The organism is Cupriavidus sp. LA-1, from assembly GCF_055385985.1.
The window spans coordinates 902,300-918,201 of sequence record NZ_AP031388.1 but is presented as its reverse complement, the minus strand read 5'-3'; the positions used below and the strand labels follow the sequence as shown (position 1 = coordinate 918,201).

General features: G+C 64.6%; 13 protein-coding genes. 6 read left to right on the top strand and 7 right to left on the bottom strand.

Translation table 11 applies throughout. The annotated features are described in order from the left end of the window. Positions 1 to 123: 123 nt before the first annotated feature. A complete protein-coding gene (locus ACZ5MJ_RS23305; RefSeq protein WP_464226018.1) occupies positions 124 to 960 on the top strand; it encodes an undecaprenyl-diphosphate phosphatase in 837 nt (278 codons plus the stop codon). A gap of 162 nt (positions 961 to 1,122) precedes the next feature. Here the strand turns inward: ACZ5MJ_RS23305 and ACZ5MJ_RS23300 are convergent, their stop codons facing one another. Next, positions 1,123 to 2,199, bottom strand: a complete 1,077-nt coding sequence (locus tag ACZ5MJ_RS23300; RefSeq protein WP_464226017.1) for a zinc-binding dehydrogenase — start codon at positions 2,197 to 2,199, stop codon at positions 1,123 to 1,125. A 91-nt stretch (positions 2,200 to 2,290) separates the two neighbouring features. Here ACZ5MJ_RS23300 and ACZ5MJ_RS23295 point away from each other — a divergent pair, with 91 nt between their 5' ends. The 3 genes from ACZ5MJ_RS23295 to ACZ5MJ_RS23285 all read left to right on the top strand — a co-directional run bounded on the left by ACZ5MJ_RS23295 (position 2,291) and on the right by ACZ5MJ_RS23285 (position 7,518). After that, entirely contained in the window at positions 2,291 to 3,247 is a 957-nt protein-coding gene (locus ACZ5MJ_RS23295) for a LysR family transcriptional regulator (RefSeq protein WP_464226015.1), read from the top strand. Positions 3,248 to 3,613: 366 nt separating this feature from the next. Then, positions 3,614 to 6,742 (top strand): CHAT domain-containing protein, encoded by a 3,129-nt coding sequence (locus ACZ5MJ_RS23290; RefSeq protein WP_464226013.1) that lies wholly within the window; start codon positions 3,614 to 3,616, stop codon positions 6,740 to 6,742. A 185-nt stretch (positions 6,743 to 6,927) separates the two neighbouring features. After that, complete coding sequence (locus ACZ5MJ_RS23285; protein ID WP_464226012.1) at positions 6,928 to 7,518, top strand: OmpA family protein; 591 nt, start codon at positions 6,928 to 6,930, stop codon at positions 7,516 to 7,518. 211 nt (positions 7,519 to 7,729) lie between these two features. Here ACZ5MJ_RS23285 and phnE read toward each other — a convergent pair whose 3' ends face one another. From phnE to senB, 6 genes are read right to left on the bottom strand one after another with little or no spacing between them, the layout of a single operon-like run. Then, complete coding sequence (phnE, locus tag ACZ5MJ_RS23280) at positions 7,730 to 8,518, bottom strand: phosphonate ABC transporter, permease protein PhnE (RefSeq protein ID WP_464226011.1); 789 nt, start codon at positions 8,516 to 8,518, stop codon at positions 7,730 to 7,732. 3 nt (positions 8,519 to 8,521) lie between these two features. Further along, a complete protein-coding gene (locus ACZ5MJ_RS23275) occupies positions 8,522 to 9,343 on the bottom strand; it encodes a PhnE/PtxC family ABC transporter permease (protein WP_464226010.1) in 822 nt (273 codons plus the stop codon). Further along, on the bottom strand, positions 9,340 to 10,182 hold the full coding sequence (locus ACZ5MJ_RS23270; protein WP_464226009.1) for a phosphonate ABC transporter ATP-binding protein: 843 nt from the start codon (positions 10,180 to 10,182) through the stop codon (positions 9,340 to 9,342). Before ACZ5MJ_RS23270 ends, ACZ5MJ_RS23275 begins: the two co-directional genes overlap by 4 nt. A gap of 10 nt (positions 10,183 to 10,192) precedes the next feature. Continuing rightward, the gene (locus ACZ5MJ_RS23265; protein ID WP_464226008.1) at positions 10,193 to 11,044 is read right to left on the bottom strand and encodes a putative selenate ABC transporter substrate-binding protein; all 852 of its coding nucleotides are present in this window, start codon (positions 11,042 to 11,044) and stop codon (positions 10,193 to 10,195) included. Further along, positions 11,028 to 12,083, bottom strand: coding sequence for a selenide, water dikinase SelD (gene selD / locus ACZ5MJ_RS23260; RefSeq protein WP_464226007.1), 1,056 nt, complete (start codon positions 12,081 to 12,083; stop codon positions 11,028 to 11,030). Before selD ends, ACZ5MJ_RS23265 begins: the two co-directional genes overlap by 17 nt. Positions 12,084 to 12,096: 13 nt before the next feature. After that, the gene (gene senB, locus ACZ5MJ_RS23255; protein ID WP_464226006.1) at positions 12,097 to 13,092 is read right to left on the bottom strand and encodes a selenoneine biosynthesis selenosugar synthase SenB; all 996 of its coding nucleotides are present in this window, start codon (positions 13,090 to 13,092) and stop codon (positions 12,097 to 12,099) included. Here senB and senA point away from each other — a divergent pair. Then, a complete protein-coding gene (senA, locus tag ACZ5MJ_RS23250; protein WP_464226005.1) occupies positions 13,091 to 14,293 on the top strand; it encodes a selenoneine synthase SenA in 1,203 nt (400 codons plus the stop codon). The genes senB and senA overlap by 2 nt on opposite strands. 220 nt (positions 14,294 to 14,513) lie before the next feature. Continuing rightward, complete coding sequence (locus tag ACZ5MJ_RS23245) at positions 14,514 to 15,773, top strand: ABC transporter substrate-binding protein (RefSeq protein WP_464226004.1); 1,260 nt, start codon at positions 14,514 to 14,516, stop codon at positions 15,771 to 15,773. The last annotated feature ends 129 nt before the right edge of the window (positions 15,774 to 15,902 follow it).

Genomic DNA, 15,902 nt, shown 5'->3' with positions numbered 1-15,902 from the left:
GACGGGCAAAGGCGGCGGGGCACAGGCCTTTCTCGATGATCTGGTACCGTCTCGGTCTGGCAAGCCTGGGCTGTGCCACGAGCGAATCACCACATAACGTTTATCGCACCTATCCAACATCGCATGACCACCCTTCACATCATCATCCTGGCTTGTGTCCAGGGCCTTGCTGAGTTGCTGCCGGTTTCCAGTTCGGCCCATGTCATCCTGGCCGAGAAATGGCTGGGACTGGACCCGACCTCGCCCGACATGACGTTGATGCTGGTCATGTTGCACACGGGCACAATGTTCGCGGTCATCGCCTATTTCTGGCGCTCGTGGCGGCAGACGTATTTCTCGTCGACCAAGGCGTTGTGGAACAACGGTGTCCTGCTGGCGGTGGCCACGGTAGCCACGGGCGTCGTCGGGCTGGCCCTGCTGTACGTCATCAAGCATGCCGTGATGGGCGGCGCCGACAGCTTCGAGGTGGAACACCTCTTTGGCAATACCAAGCTGATGGCGGTCAGTCTGGCCGTGGCCGGCGTGCTGATCATCGTGTCGTCCAGGCGCGCCAACACGGCCACCGAAGACCTGACTGGCCGGCGTGCCCTCTGGATTGGGGCCGTGCAGGGGCTGTGCCTGCCGTTTCGCGGACTGTCGCGTTCTGGCGCGACGATCTCCAGCGGCATGCTGCTGGGTGTGCAGCGCCGCCGCGCCGAGGAGTTCAGCTTCGCGCTCGCCGTGGTGTTGACGCCAGCCGTCATCGCCAAGGAGGGTTATCGCTTCTTCAAGGCGCATGCGGGCGCGACCGACGGCCTGCTGCACATGCTGGCGCCGAGCCTGCTGGGCATGGTGTTCAGCTTTATCGCCGGCTTGCTGGCCTTGCGCTGGCTGTCGCGCTGGCTGGAGCAGGGGCGGTGGTACCTGTTCGGCTGTTACTGCCTGGTCGCGTCGGTCGTCGTGTGGACGTTCGCCGGGTGAAGCTGCGCTTGCGTCAATCGCGCCGCAGACGGCCACGCAGTCCAGTAAAGTCGTTTTTGCCAGGCGAGGGGACTCATGGGCGGCGTCGAGGCGACTTCGTCAAGGCGCGCGCCTTCCCTCGATCGGCCATGATGCTCGTGAGCTCAACGGCGGCAGGCGAACTCAATCGTGTGGAAAGGTCACCACAGTTGCATCGAGCCCGGTCAGCTCGCCCGCGGCGTCGATGGCCTGTTCGATGGCCTCGAACGGGAAGCTTCTCACGCGGATCGTGTCCAGCGAAAGCTGTCGGGCGCGAACCATTGCCACCAGCGCACGGTAGTCGGAGGACGAGTACATGAAATGGCCGATCAGTTCCCAGCCATTGCGCAGCATCTCGCCATAGGGCAGCGGCAGCGGCACGCTCATGCTGCCCATCAGCACCATGCGGCCGCGCCGCTTCAGGCTGAGCAGCGCTGCGAGCGTGCTGTCTGGCTCGCTGGCCTGACCCACCATGTCAAATGCCAGGTCGACGCCGCCCGGCGCTGCATTCCGGATTGCTGCGCAGTCGATGGCGGCATCGCCGCTCAGCACCACCGGCACCACGCGGCCATCGCCCAGCCGGGCCAGCGACTCGAGCGGGCCCGCACGGCGCCCCAAGGCGAACACCGTCGATGCGCCCATTGCCAGCGCCGCTAGCACGGCAGCCGAGCCGAACGCACCAGTTGCCCCGTTGACCGCGACCGTCTCGCCCGCAACCAGCCGACCGCGGCGCAGACCGCCAAACGGAATTGCGAACTTGGACAGCGTGGCCAACCGGTCCGACGGAATGTGATCCAGCCCGTCAAGGGAAATGAGTGTCGAAGACGGGAACTCGACGATTTCGCGCAGCGTGCCGTGCGGGAAATCGCTAAGCAGCGGGCCGCTATCGGCGCTGATGCCGGTCAGCCCGATCAGGATTTCCGCCGGCGCATCGACGCTTTCCGTGCTGGTCAGGTAGGGATTGACGGCCACACGCTGCCCGATCCGGAAATGGTGGACACCCGCTCCAGTCTCGATGATCGTGCCAGTGCCGTTGGTACCGGGCGTGAACGGGAAGGGCGGGTAGGCGTAAGGCAGCGCGCCGTTCAGGTAGTCGCGCGTGTAGCTGAGCAGCGGCACCGCTTCCATGCGCACGAGCACGGTGCCGGGTCGAGCGTGGGGCATGTCGATTTCGCGCAGGGCAAGCGGTTGACCAGGGTGGTCGAGCATCCAGGCTTTCATGATGGGTCCTCAATGATGGGGCGGTGTGCCTTGCACTGTAGGTGTCCCGGACATATCTTTGAAATCGATGGAAGGTATGCGAGGTATAACCATGATCGATTTCAAAGGGGTGGACCTGAACTTGCTGGTCACCCTGGATGCTTTGCTGGACGAACGTAACGTCACGCATGCGGCGGAACGGCTCGGGCTATCGCAGCCCGCCGTTTCGGCCCAGTTGGCGCGCCTGCGGCGCATTTTCGGTGATCCATTGCTGATGCCGGCCGACACGGGGCGCGGCATGATCGCGAGCGCCCGGGCCCTGGCGTTGCTGGAGCCGCTCCACGCCGCGCTCAAGGACCTGGAGTCGGTTGTGCGCCGGCGGCCTGAATTCGATCCGATGGCCGATGCACGCCGCTTCGTCATTGCCGCGAGCGACAACGCCACCTCCACGCTCGGCATGTCCTTGCTGGAACGACTGCCGGCGGTTGCCGGGGACGGGGTGCGCGTGGCCTTCGTGCACGCGCGGCAACCCGATATTGCCGCGCAACTCGAATCCGGCGACGTCGACATGCTGATTGGCTCCGAACGCATGATTCCGCTGACCATGCGGGCCCGCAAACTGGTCGACGAGACGTTCGTGATGGCTCAGCGCAAGTCTCATCCAAGGGGGATGCGCAGGGTCACGCTCGATGCCTACTGCAAATTGCGTCACGTGCTGGTTTCCACGAGCGGCGGCAGCTTCTTCGGCTTTGTCGACGAGCAGCTCCAGTTGCTGGCGCGGTCGCGCGAGGTCGCCGTATCCGTTCAGGCGTTCACGGTGGTGCCGGATTTGCTGTGCCGTAGCGACTACGTCTGCACGATGCCGGCGCGGCTGGTAGCCCGCTACGCTGATCGGCTGGATGCTTTCGCGCTGCCGTTCGATCTGCCGGGGTTCTCGCTCAGCGCGGCATGGCATCCGCGCAATCACGCGGACCCCGCGATTGCGTGGCTGAGGAAGATGCTGAGTGAGGTGGCCGGCGAGACGAGGCCGGCTGCACAGCGTTCCAGGGGGACTGGCCGGCCGGATTGACGTGGGAACCTGTTACGTCCAGGCGGTCCGCGTCCTTCTCGCACAGCTATCTCTTCAACGCAGGCGCAATCCGCGAGTCGGTGAGCAGTCGGCGGGCGATGGCGCACATTCCGCGGGGCTGTTAAATGGTCTAATCTGAATGGCGAACTCACACCGGCCGTCAGCGATCGCTGACTGTCGTCAGGTGAGGGCAGGTACGGACGCGTGGCATGTGAACCCATTGATAGTTGTCATATGTTGCGACTAGCGCACTCAAGTTCTCGTGCCAGCCTGATGCCGCACCGATCCGCCCTGACATCCGTTACGGCATTTCTATCGCATCGCGGGCTCCTGGCGGCTGGCATGCACGTCGCGAGGATCTTCGGTGTGTTTGCACTCGTTGTCTGCGGCGTCGCGTTTGCGCAGGAAGCGTCAGAGGTTGGCGACTTTGAGGCACGGCAGGAAGACAGCCCGACGGCAGGGTTGGAACAGCAAGCCGCACTTCCCGATCCAACCGACGATCAGCCACAGAGTCGCTGCGTTCTCTACCACAAGCGGGGGCTCGCCAATTTGCGGCTAGGGCGTTATCAGCGCGCCATCGCGGACCTTAAACAGGCATACGCCTTGACCCAGCCTGCGGAGAATTCGCATGCCGGCATGATGGGGCACCAAAGACGCCGCTTCCGATCGACCACCAATCCCTCTGCTCCGCCACTCCCGCAGTCTGGCTCCGCCGCCAAGGGCGAGTGGTGCCATAGATGGCGTGTGGAATCTCATTTGGCAAAAGCCTACGAGGGAATCGGCGACCAGTTTGCCGCGATCGAACTGCTGCAAACGGCGGCGCCAGAGTGGCAAAAGACCCATGTGCGTGCGTATTTCTATACGCAGTTGGAACTGACCGGCCCGTATCTCGCGTTGGGCATGCTGAAGGAGGCAGACGAAGCGTTTGATCGCGCCATCGCAGCCTTGCCTGAGCTCAAGACGCGCCGTGACTGGGAGACCATTCAGAACAACGTCAACGATGTCTCCAGTTCCATCGCGTCGAGACTGCAGGGGCTGCACGGTAACTATGGCGAGGCGGAGAAGTTGAGGCGGGCGAGCCTGGCCTATGCGCAACGATATCTTGAGGATCGCGAGAAATTGCCCAATCCGGTGGGCGTGAGAATCGCGAAGGAGAACGTCATTCGTCGCACGGTCGCCTTGTCCAGAATTCTCTCGATTCAAGGCAAGTTCGGTGAGGCAGAATATTTTGCGTACGAAGGATTAAGCCAGACGCTGTCCATGTACGCGTTCGGAACCGTCGAAACAAGCCGTGCCCTGAAGACGCTTGCCTCGATCAAGCTGCAGCGGGGCGAGATTGGCGATGCGGCTCACTATGAGGAAATCGCCCTGGATGCGCTCATGGCCACCGATATGGCGCCCTATGCCGCTGAATTGGCCAGTCAACGCGCCACGCTGGGATTGATCCGCAACATGCAAGGCCGTTGGGACGATGCCGTGCATTTGTTCGGGCTGCGCAAGCAAGGACTGGCAAGCAATTCCGAGCAGTGGAAAGTATTGGGCGGAGGCCATATTGAGTGGGCCATGGCGTTGGTGAAGACCGGACGAGCGGACAGGGCAGTCGAGATGTTGCAAAGAGTCCTGAATTCCGAGCTGAAACGTCCGTTTTATCCTCCGCTCAGAATAGCCTGGGCGCAGGCCTATCTTGGCGTTGCGCTGGCTGAGCGTGGTGACGATGGTGAGGCACTGACATATTTCCAACGTGCACTGCCGGTGCTGCTCCGGCAGACACAAGACGGTGTCGATGACGAGGATCGCGGACAAGTCCAGTTATACCGTCTGCGGGTGATTGCCGATTCCTACCTCGAATTGCTGGGCAGGCTGCACAGCAGTTCGAAGCAAGGTCAGGACTGGGTGACGGAGGCGTTCAAGATTGCCGAGATCGCGCGTAATTCGTCGGTTCAACAAGCGGTGGTGGTCAGTGCTGCGCGCGCGCAACTGCCCGACGCCGGCTTGGCCGAGCTGGCGCGGCGTGAGCAAGATGACACCAGCCGGATTCAGGCGCTGAGCACGCTCCTGGACAACGCCGTGTCCGGCGAACAGCGCTCGAATCAGGCGATTGCTTCGCTGCAGCAGCAGATTGTCAGTCTCAGGACGCAGCAGGAGTCATTGCGCAACGAGATTGCGCAGCGCTTCCCAGCCTACGCCAGCCTGGTCCGTCCGCGGCCGGTGACACCGGCCGACGTCCAGCGCGTACTGCAGCCGGGCGAAGCGATGGTTTCCATCTATAGTGGCGACCGTCAGAGCTATGTCTGGACAATCACGCCGACAAGCGTGGGCTGGCGTACCGTTGGTCTTTCCCGCGATCAGGCCGGGAAGGTCGTGGCAGGCCTGCGCGATGCGTTGGACCTGGAAGATGGCCGGCTGAAAGCGTTCGATGGGGCAGCCTCTTATGGTCTTTACGCCAGCCTGCTTGCGCCCGATGCGAAAATGTGGGCCAACGCCTCCGTGCTCATTATCGTCCCGCACGGCGCGTTGGGTGCGCTGCCATTCTCCGTGCTGCTGACCGCGCCGACACGCCCGGCAGCCGCAACAGATGGAGCTGCCTACGCAGCGATGCCATGGCTGATTGATCGAGTCGCGATCGTTCAGCAGTCTTCGGCCAGCAGTCTGGTCGCGCAGCGGCGTGTACGCTCTCCAGACATTGCACGCTCGCCATTCATCGGTTTTGGCGACCCGCTCTTCGCTGTCAGGACCGAAGGCGGTGGCCCGGCAGGCATTCACGTGCGCCAGTTGCGGGTGCCGGCGACCGGGGACGTGCTGCAGCCGCTGGTCAATCAGGCGCAGCACTCAAACCGGCCTGTCGGACTGGCTTCGCGGCCAGATCTTCCGACCCTGGCACAGGCGTTCTCGCTGTTGCCGGCATTGCCGGATACTGCAAATGAGCTGGCCGAGATTGCACGTACCTTAGGCGCTAGTTCGCAATCAGACCTGTACCTGGGTGCGCGGGCCAGCAAGGCTAACGTCAAGCGCATCGATCTTTCGCGCTATCGCGTGATCGCGTTCGCGACGCACGGATTGAAGGCGGGTGAACTGGCCGGGCTCGATCAACCGGCGCTCGCACTTGCCAATCCGGCGCTGACCCATGAGTCGGGTGACGACGGTTTCCTCAAGCTGGAAGACGTGTTCGGCCTGAGTCTGAATGCAGACTGGGTGATTCTTTCAGCGTGTAATACCGCCAGCCCGGATGGCAGCCGCAGCGAGGCAGTGTCCGGGCTCGGGCGAGGCTTCTTCTACGCCGGCGCGCGCAGCGTACTGGTGTCGAACTGGGCAGTGGAATCAAAGTCGGCGCGCCTGTTGACAACCGGGCTGTTCCGCGAGCAGCAGGGTCACCCGGGTATGGTGCGCTCGGAGGCCCTGCGCCGCTCGATGCTGGATCTGAAGGAGCGGCATCCTGGCGAGTACGGACACCCGGCATTCTGGGCGCCGTTCAGCCTGGCTGGTGAAGATCGATGATGAGGACGAAGGGAGACTTCACCGCCATCGCGCGCGACATAGCATTTGACTGGTGCGCCGCAATGCCGGACACGTCGTCCATTTCCGACGGTAACCAACCCGGCGCGACAAAAAGCGGTGCCCTTGCCTTGCTTGGTCACCTAATATGAATTCAGCGGGCAGCACTTTCCGCTGGAGCATCCCAAATGGCAAAACGAACCGTTGGCTCTTTTTGTGGGCGCTGGGTGAGCGCCTTGTGCTTTGTGGCGCTTGGCATCGCGGCCAACGGGCCTGCCGCGCAGGCCGGTGAGGTCATCCTCAAAGAGCAGGATATCAACGAGCAATCGATTACCGATGCGCTGATGCCGCAAGACGCCGACGAGAGCAATGTCACCCGCGGGATCAGGTTCAGGGATGCCGTGGCAGAACAACACCCCGCGAGCCCGGCTCGAAGTGCATCGGTGCACTTGCTGATTACGTTCAGGACCAACTCATCAAGGCTGACCGAAGGCGCTCGTGCCGCGCTCGACAAGGTCGCTCATGGACTGCAGTCAAACAAGCTCTCCGACTTCAAGTTCAAGATTGAAGGGCATGCGGACCCGCGCGGTTCGGCCATCACGAACCAGAAGCTATCAGAAGCGCGGGCCTCCGCCGTGGTGCAGTACCTCGCTCACCAGGGTGGTATTGCTGCCGATCGCCTTGCGCCGGTGGGGAAGGGCTCCACGGAACCGCTAAATCGACATAATCCGGCCGCCCCGGAAAATCGCCGCGTCACAATCGTCGCTGTGAAAAGTTAGCGCGTTTCCTTGAACTCAACCGCCCGGTTTGACACCGGCAAGCTGCGCGCCCCGGCGTAGAGGCATCCCCGGCCCTAGCCGAATACGGCTTCGACGCCGCTACCGTCCGGATTGGCGGCATTGCACACCGGCAATACTACCGAGTCTGCGCTGAGCGTCAGTCCAGGGATGTCCTCCGGTTCCAGGAAGCCGTCGTCACCTCGGCGCCGCTTCACGAACGCCAGCCAACCCTCATGATCGCGCTGGCCGTGTCGACCACGGCCGCCAGCACAAGCATGGCGATGATCACCGTGCAAGCCTGGTGCAGATGGAACAGGGACAGCTCGAAATACAGCATCTGCCCCAGCCCGCCGGCGCCGACAAAGCCAAGGATTGCCGCTGCGCGGATATTCGTTTCCCAGCGGTACAGGATGTAGGCCAGGTACTGGGGCCATACGCAGGGCAGCGTCCCATACAAGAAGACCAGTGCGGCAGGGGTGCCCCCTTCCATCAGCGCGCGGGCGGGTGCGCGCGGCGCATTCTCCAGCGCCTCGGCGAACAGGCGACCGAGCACGCCCGCGGTATGCAGTGCCAGGGCGAGGGTGCCGGCAAACGGTCCAAGGCCGACTGCCAGCACGGTCAGGGCTGCCCATACCAGCTCGGGAATCGAGCGCAGCAGGTTCAGCAGCAAGCGCGACAACGTGCGCAGCGCATCGCCGAAGAGCCCGGAAGCCGGTAGTGCCAGGGCAAAGCCCAGCACCGCCGCACACAGCGTGCCCACGGCGGAAACCGCAAGCGTTTCGAGCATGCTGCCAGCGGTTCTGGCCAGAAAAGCGGACGACAGCTCCGGCGGGAAGAACGTCAGCAGGAAGCGCACCATCCCGGCTGCGGCGTCCGCGGAAAAGAGCTGGCCCAGATCGAGCGACAGATACGCGAAGCTGCCCGACACCGCGGCGGCCACCGCGATCAGGGTGAGCAGGCAGCGCATGCAGAATTGAGCGGCCTTGACCTTGTGCGTCATGATTCAGTCGAGCAGCTTGCGCAGGCGCGCGCTGAGCGCGTCCGCCAGCAGAACCAGCAGCAGGAACACCAGCAGGATGGTCGCGGCTTCTCCGCCATTGAGCAGTTTCATGGCCTGGTCCATCAACTGCCCAAGCCCGCCGGCGCCGACGAAACCCATGACCACGGAAGCCCGGATGGCACATTCCCAGCGGTAGACGGTGTAGGAGACCAGCTCCTGCGCGGCATGGGGAAGCAGCCCGTAGAACAATGCCGCCAGGCGCCCGCTCCCGCTGCCAAACAAGGCATCCACGGCGCGTCTGTCGCTGGATTCGAGGATTTCCGCATAGACCTTTGCCAGCATGCCGCCATAGGTGATGGCCAGAGCGAGCACGCCCGCCGCCGCCCCCAGGCCGAGGGCACGCACGAAGACCAGCGCCCACACCAGCTCCGGCACCCCGCGCAGCAGCAGCACCAGGGCGCGCACGCCAGCGCGTACTGCCATGCGCGGCTTGCGTCCCTGGCCGGGGCCGATGCGCGACACCGACAGGCTGCCCGTCATGGCCACGGCCAGAGGTGCTGCGATCACAAAGGCGAGCGCAATGCCTGCAGTGGCGATCGCCAGCGTTTCCAGCGTGGCCTTGACCACAAGCCCGAGGAATCCCGCGGAAACCTCGGGAGGAAGGAAGTTGCGCACGAAGGCGCCCATTACCTTGAGGTTTCCGGTGTCGAACAAGGCTGAAGGGCTGAACCGGGACAGCCGCAGCAATGGCCACAGCAGCAGCAGCGCGAGCGCCAGGCCGCTTGCGCGCCGCAGCGCCTGGGGATCGCGCGGGTGCGCGGTCATCGGCACGCCGACCTGGGTGGGGTACCGCCACCGAAGGCGGCGCTGGCACCTGCCGCGATGCTCATCAGGGCCTGGCTGCCTTGTACCGGTGGTGATGTGCTTTCGGAGGCATAGAGTTCGCGCAGCATGGCGTCGGTCACCCGCCCGGCCGGCAGGTCGAAGGCGATCTCGCCCGCCTTCAGGCCGACGATGCGGGGAAACCAGCGTAGCGCCAGATCCACGGCGTGCAGGCTGGCGACCAGGGGCACAGCGCGTGTATCCGCTTCCTTGCGCAGCTCGCCCAAGGTGAGGTTGGCCAGCACCGGGTCCATCGCCGAGACTGGTTCGTCCGCCAGGATCAATTCCGGGCGCTGGTAAAGCACGCGGGCGACGCCCACGCGCTGCAGTTGGCCGCCCGAGAGCTGGTCGCACCGGTCGAACAGGCGGTCGGCCAGCTCAAGGCGGGCGAGCTGTTCGCCGGCACCATCGATGTCTGCCGGATAGACCAGCGACAGCAAGGATTTCCAGCCGGGCCAGATGCCCAGGCGGCCGGCAAGGATGGCGGTGACCACGCGCTGGCGCGGCGGCATCGGCGGCGCCTGGTGCACCATGCCGATGCGGCAGCGCAATTGCCGCAGGCGTGCGGCGGACACCGCCCAGGGGCTTTGCTCCAGCACCTCCACACGGCCTTCGCTTGGCCGCAGCGACGTTGCCAGCAAGCGCAGCAAGGAGGTCTTGCCGGCTCCCGACGGACCGATGACAGCGATGGGCTCGCCGCGGCTGGCTGCCAGCGTGATCTGGCTGAGCGCACGCTGTCCGTTGCCGTAACTGATGCTGGCGGCGTCCAGGCGAAAGCTCATGGGACCTGCATCACTGGATGAGGCCCGCGGCGCGGGCTGCGGCCTCGATGCCGGCGTAGTTTTCCGGCCGGGTGGGAATGTACCTGGCGGTCCGCTGCAACGCCATGATCTCCCGCTGCTCGGGATTGGCCGGGTCAAGTCGCAGGAACGCTTCGGTCAGCTTCTTGCGCAAGGCCGGATCGAGCCCGCCGCGCACGGTCCAGTTGTAGTCGTAGTAGGGCGGTGTGACGGCAAATACCCTGACCTTGCCGGGATCCACCTTATGCTGCTCCACCAGCTTGTCCCACACCGAGGCATTGAGCACGCCGGCGTCGGCCCTGCCGGCCTGCACGAAAGCCACCGTCGCATCGTGGGCGCCCGAATAGGCGACTGTCTTGAAGTCCTTGTCCGGGTCGATGCCGGCCTGCAGCAGGAAGTGCCGTGGCATCAGGTGGCCGGAGGTCGAGGACGGCGCGCCGAAGACGAAGGTATGGCCTTTGAGGTCGGCCAGCGACTTGATCGCGCTGTTGGCGGTGATGAACTTGCTGGTGAAGGCGGCATCTTCCTGGCGCTGGACGATGGGGATGGTGGCTCCCTTTGTCCGGATCTTGCTCTGCACGTAGGTAAAGCCGCCCAGCCATGCCATGTCGATCTTGCCGGTGGCCAGCGCTTCGACCACCGCAGCGTAGTCCGTGACGGGCACGAACTGCACCTTCATGCCGGTTTCCTTCTCCAGGTAGCTGCCGAGCGGCGCGAACTTGCGCTGCAGTTCGGTGGGGGACTCGTCGGGAATGGCCGAGACCTTCAGGACGGCCTGGGCACTGGCGAGGCCGGCAAAGCCCAGCAGGGTCAGCGCGGCGAGGCGCTTAAGCAACGGCAACACGGGCGGCTCCTTCCGTCATTTCGCCAATCACCGCAGCGTCCGCGAAGCCTTCCCGGCGAAAGATCTCCAGGATCTCGTCCACGGCTTCCGGTGCGCACGACACCAGCAAGCCGCCGCTGGTCTGGGGATCGGTCAGCAGCGCCTGCTGGCTTGGCGTGACCGACGTGGACAGGTCCACCTCGCTGCCGTAGCTGGCCCAGTTGCGCCCCGATGCGCCGGTCACCAGCCCTTCGGCGGCCATGCGCTCGACACGCGGCAGCAGCGGAATCCGCCCCATGTCCAGCCGGGCGCCGAGGTCCGCGCCACGGCACAGTTCCAGCAGGTGGCCGAGCAGGCCGAAACCTGTCACGTCGGTCAGCGCGTGGACACCGGGCACTTCGGCCAGCAGCCGGCCGGGGGTGTTGAGTCTGGTGGTGCAGGCAATCAGCTCTTGATAGCCGGCCGCGTCGAGCTTGTCCTTCTTTACCGCGGCGGACAGCACGCCCACGCCCAACGGCTTGCCGAGGATCAGCTTGTCGCCCGCCTCGGCGCCGCTGTTCTTCTTGACCCGATCCGGGTGCACCAGGCCAAGGACCACCAGCCCGTAGATCGGCTCAAGGGAATCGATGGTATGGCCGCCCGCGACCGGGATGCCCGCCTGGGCGCAGACCGATTCGCCGCCTTCGAGGATCTTGCCGATGACTTCAGGCGGCAGCTTCTCGATGGGCATGCCGACCAGCGCCAGCGCCATGATCGGGGTTCCGCCCATGGCATAGACGTCGGAGATGGCGTTGGTGGCGGCGATACGCCCGAAATCGTACGGATCGTCCACCACCGGCATGAAGAAGTCCGTGGTGGCGATCAGGGCCTGGCTGTCATTGAGCTGGTAGACCGCCGCGTCGTCGCTGGTTTCCTTGCCGACCAGCAGTGCGGCCGGAGCGGGGAAGCCGACCGAATTCCTGAGGATTTCAGAAAGCACACCGGGGGCGATCTTGCACCCGCATCCGCCGCCGTGGGAGAAGGCGGTGAGCTTGATTTTTGCGTTGTCTGGCTGGTCCACTGCGGGCTCCGGGTTATTCTGGTTTCAGGGCGTCGGCGACAAGTTTACTCACTTCCGCCCGTTCCCGGGCCGGCGCAAACAGCGGAGCCCGAAGTGCGCATTGCTGCCGCAGGCGGTTCAGGAACCCGGCATCCCGGCTGGCGCGTTCCAGCACCAGCGCCAATTGCGCGGGGTCACCCAACGGAAAATAACCTTCGTAGTCACGGCCCAGCATGCCGACGTTGCCCGGGATGCGGCTGGCCAGCACCGGCACGCCGCTGGCGACGGCTTCGATGATCACGTTGGCGCCGCCTTCCATGGCGCTGGAGATCACCATGGCCTGTGCTTGCCGGATGTGCTGCCGGGTTTCGTCATGGGGCAGGTTTCTGAGCCAGACATAGCGCCGCACGCCGGGCCAGGCTTGTGTTTCCAATGCCAGGGCCGCCTGCTGATAGGCGTCATCCAGCGCGCCACCGATGTGGATCAGGCGCACGCGCGATTCGTCGGGAAGCAGCGAGAGGGCGCGCATGGGCGTCAGCGGGTCTTTTTCCGCCCGCATGTGGCCGACCAGCACGACGTCGAAGTGATCCTGGCTGAGCGCCGCCGGCGCGCATGCCGGGGCGGATTGGTAGATCACCCGGCATTTGGCGCGATGCGCGGCGGCCAGTTCGGCGAGCCCTTCGTCCTGCAGCACCACCAGGCGGGTGGCGAGTTCGAGCGAGCGCCGGGCTGATGCATCGGTGCGGATGTCGCGGTACAGATCGGTGCCGGTCAGCACGACGATCAGCGGACGATCCGGGCAGACCTCGGCGAACCTGGCGATGGACTCGGCCGAGCGCCGGGCGTGCAGGGCGATCAGGCAGTCGGGCAGGGCGCCGCCCTGGCTGGCCGTCGGCCATTCAGCGGCCAGTGTGACATGGTAGTCCCCCTGCAGGAACCGGGACCAGCGATTGGCGGTCTGCCAGTTGCCATTGTTGGCTTTGCGCAGCGCCGGGCTGATAATCGCGACGGTGGCCTTGGGAGGACGCATGAGGACAGGTTCTGAGGGGGCGGCAGCAAGAAGGATAAACAAGTTCGGGCTGGATGCGGCGTTTGCCGATGCGCACCGGCGCACGTGGGGCCTGCTTCAGGACCTATCGCCGTCCCAATGGCAGGTTCCTTACGATGCGGGAATCAATCCGCCCTTGTGGGAGTATGCCCATATCGCCTGGTTCACGGAGCAATGGGTGCTGCGGGAGCCGCGTGCCGGTCAGGACGGCCGCTGGGTGGCCGGCCTTCCGTCCATGCTGCCGGACGCCGACCGCCTCTTCGATTCCATGCGCGTCGCCCACCGGGATCGATGGCATCTTGCGCTGCCCCGGCTCCCCGAGATTCGCGACTATGCAGCCGCCGTGCTGGCCCACGTTCGCGCCAGGCTCGCCGCATCGGACGATACTGACGCGGCGCTCTATTTTTTCCGGCTCGCCTTATTCCACGAAGACATGCATGCGGAGGCGCTGACCTATATGCGCCAGACGCTCGATTATCCGCTGCATGCCCCGCCCGGCATGCCTTCGATTGCGCCAGGCGCCGGGTCGGCGGCCGCAGGCGGCGACACGTTCCTGATGGGGTCGCCCAGCGGGGGCGACGGGTTCGTCTTCGACAACGAGAAGTGGACCCACCCGGTCCACATCGCCCCTTTCCGCATCGATCGCTCCTGCGTCAGCAATGCCGCATTTGCGGAATTCGTGGCCGCCGGCGGCTACCGCGACCGTCAATGGTGGTCCGACGACGGACGCGCATGGCTGCAACAGAGCGGGCTGGCGCATCCGGTGCGCTGGCGCCGGACGGCCGGCGGCATCCCGGGGCAATGGGCGTTGCGCTGGTTCGGGCAGTGGGTGCCGCTGCCGCCCGAACAGCCGGTGTGTCATATCAATGCCTACGAGGCGGAGGCCTATTGCCGCTGGGCCGGCAAGCGCCTGCCCACGGAAGCCGAATGGGAGTATGCGGCAACGCATGACCTGATCCGCTGGGGTAGTGCAGTGTGGGAATGGACGGCTGATCCTTTCGTGCCCTATGCAGGCTTCTCGCCCGACCCCTACCGGGAATATTCCGCGCCGTGGTTTCACACGCATCGCTCGGTTCGCGGCGGATCGTTCGCCACCCATGCCCGCATGCAGCATCCTCGCTACCGGAACTTCTACCTGCCGCACCGCGGCGACCTCTTCGTCGGATTCCGCTGCTGCGCTTGAGTCTTCGGCGCTTGCATTTGCGAACGCCGCCCACTGCAAGCAACGGACGTTGGCCCTGTCGTCGCAAACGGCTGCCCGTCGCGCAGGCGGCTGGTGTCCGGGCGAATGCTTGTGAATCCCATCCAACACACCTAACATTGTGTTGTACGAGGCTTTTTTTTACGCCCCGACTCAGGATCCAGTCTGTTGATCGATTCGACATGACGGTCAGGAGGGCGCCATGACAGCACCGAGTCGCATCCACTTCAGTCGTCGCACTGTCCTCAAGGGGGCCGCCGCCGCCGCCGCCTTGCAACTGGCGCCTCCCTTCCTCATCAAGGCGCGCGGCGAGACCCCACTCCGAATCGGCATGGTCGATCCCCTGACCGGCGTTTATGCCGCGGTTGCACAGAATGAAGTGACGGGTGCAAGACTTGCGGTCCGGCAGATCAATGACAAGGGTGGCATTCTCGGGCGACCCGTCGAGCTTCTGGTAGAGGACTCGGCGAACGACGTCGGCACCGGCGTGCAGAAGGCGCGCAAGCTGATCGAGCGTGATCAGGTCGCCTTTCTCATCGGGGACGTGAATTCCGGCATCGCCCAGGCCATCGCCCAGGTCAGCAACGAGAAGAAGGTATTGCACATCGTTTCAGGCGGCCACACTGACACGATCACGGGCAGCGACTGCAAGTGGAACGTCTATCGCGTCTGCAACACCACGAGCATGGAGGCCAACTCGGTGGCCAACCTGCTGTTCACCAAGTATGGCAAGAAGTGGCATTTCATTACGCCGGACTACGCCTTTGGCCACACCTTGCAGAAGGCCGCGGCGGCCGACTTGCAAAAGCTCGGCGGCACCATCACCGGCAACGAGCTCACGCCGCTTGGCACCACGGACTTCTCCGCCTACCTGATCAAGGCGCGCGCGGCCAATCCGGACGTTCTGCTGGTGCTGCCGCAGGGTTCCGACATGGTCAATTGCCTGAAGCAGATCGCGCAGTTCGGCATCGGCAAGCAGATGCATATTGCGGGGCTGCAGCAGGAACTCGAATCGCTCGAGGCGATGCCGCCCGAGGCCCGCGTCGGCATCTGGATGTTCGAGTGGTACTGGAAGCAGCCGGGTGTCCCGGGCGTCGAGAAGTTCGTCGCCGAGATCCGCAAGGTGAACGGCGGCAAGGTTCCCACCGCGCGTCACTGGTTCGGCTATACCTCGGTCCATACCCTCGCCGCCGTAGCCAACCGGGAAAAGAGCCTGGATGCGAGGAAGCTCGCCGAAGCGCTCGGCGGGTTCGAACTGGCGGACGATATCAAGCTGCAGCCCAACAAGTGCTACTACCGCAAAGGGGATCACCAGCTCATGACCTCGTCCTTCGTAGGCGAGGCGCAGTCCAGGCCGGCCGGCGATCCCGAGGACCTGTTCCGCGTCGATAGCGTCATTCCGGGTGACAAGACCGCGCCTCCCGAGAGCGCGACCGGCTGCACGATACGGTGGCCGGCCTGAGCCGGCGGACAACGGCCGAGCGGTGACATCGTGCGTTGTTCCCATGATCAGAACGGCAATGCCTGCCAGCGCCGCCGCGCGTGCCGGTCATCCGGACCCAGGCAGGGCGTGCGTCGGGACATCACGACG

Excerpts from the sequence above, each read along its gene's own strand:
- ACZ5MJ_RS23305 (WP_464226018.1), top strand. The coding sequence starts at position 124 with ATGACCACCCTTCACATCATCATCCTGGCTTGTGTCCAGGGCCTTGCT.
- ACZ5MJ_RS23300 (WP_464226017.1), bottom strand. The coding sequence starts at position 2,199 with ATGAAAGCCTGGATGCTCGACCACCCTGGTCAACCGCTTGCCCTGCGC.
- ACZ5MJ_RS23295 (WP_464226015.1), top strand. The coding sequence starts at position 2,291 with ATGATCGATTTCAAAGGGGTGGACCTGAACTTGCTGGTCACCCTGGAT.
- ACZ5MJ_RS23285 (WP_464226012.1), top strand. The coding sequence starts at position 6,928 with ATGGCAAAACGAACCGTTGGCTCTTTTTGTGGGCGCTGGGTGAGCGCC.
- phnE (WP_464226011.1), bottom strand. The coding sequence starts at position 8,518 with ATGACGCACAAGGTCAAGGCCGCTCAATTCTGCATGCGCTGCCTGCTC.
- ACZ5MJ_RS23275 (WP_464226010.1), bottom strand. The coding sequence starts at position 9,343 with ATGACCGCGCACCCGCGCGATCCCCAGGCGCTGCGGCGCGCAAGCGGC.
- ACZ5MJ_RS23270 (WP_464226009.1), bottom strand. The coding sequence starts at position 10,182 with ATGAGCTTTCGCCTGGACGCCGCCAGCATCAGTTACGGCAACGGACAG.
- senA (WP_464226005.1), top strand. The coding sequence starts at position 13,091 with ATGAGGACAGGTTCTGAGGGGGCGGCAGCAAGAAGGATAAACAAGTTC.
- senB (WP_464226006.1), bottom strand. The coding sequence starts at position 13,092 with ATGCGTCCTCCCAAGGCCACCGTCGCGATTATCAGCCCGGCGCTGCGC.
- ACZ5MJ_RS23245 (WP_464226004.1), top strand. The coding sequence starts at position 14,514 with ATGACAGCACCGAGTCGCATCCACTTCAGTCGTCGCACTGTCCTCAAG.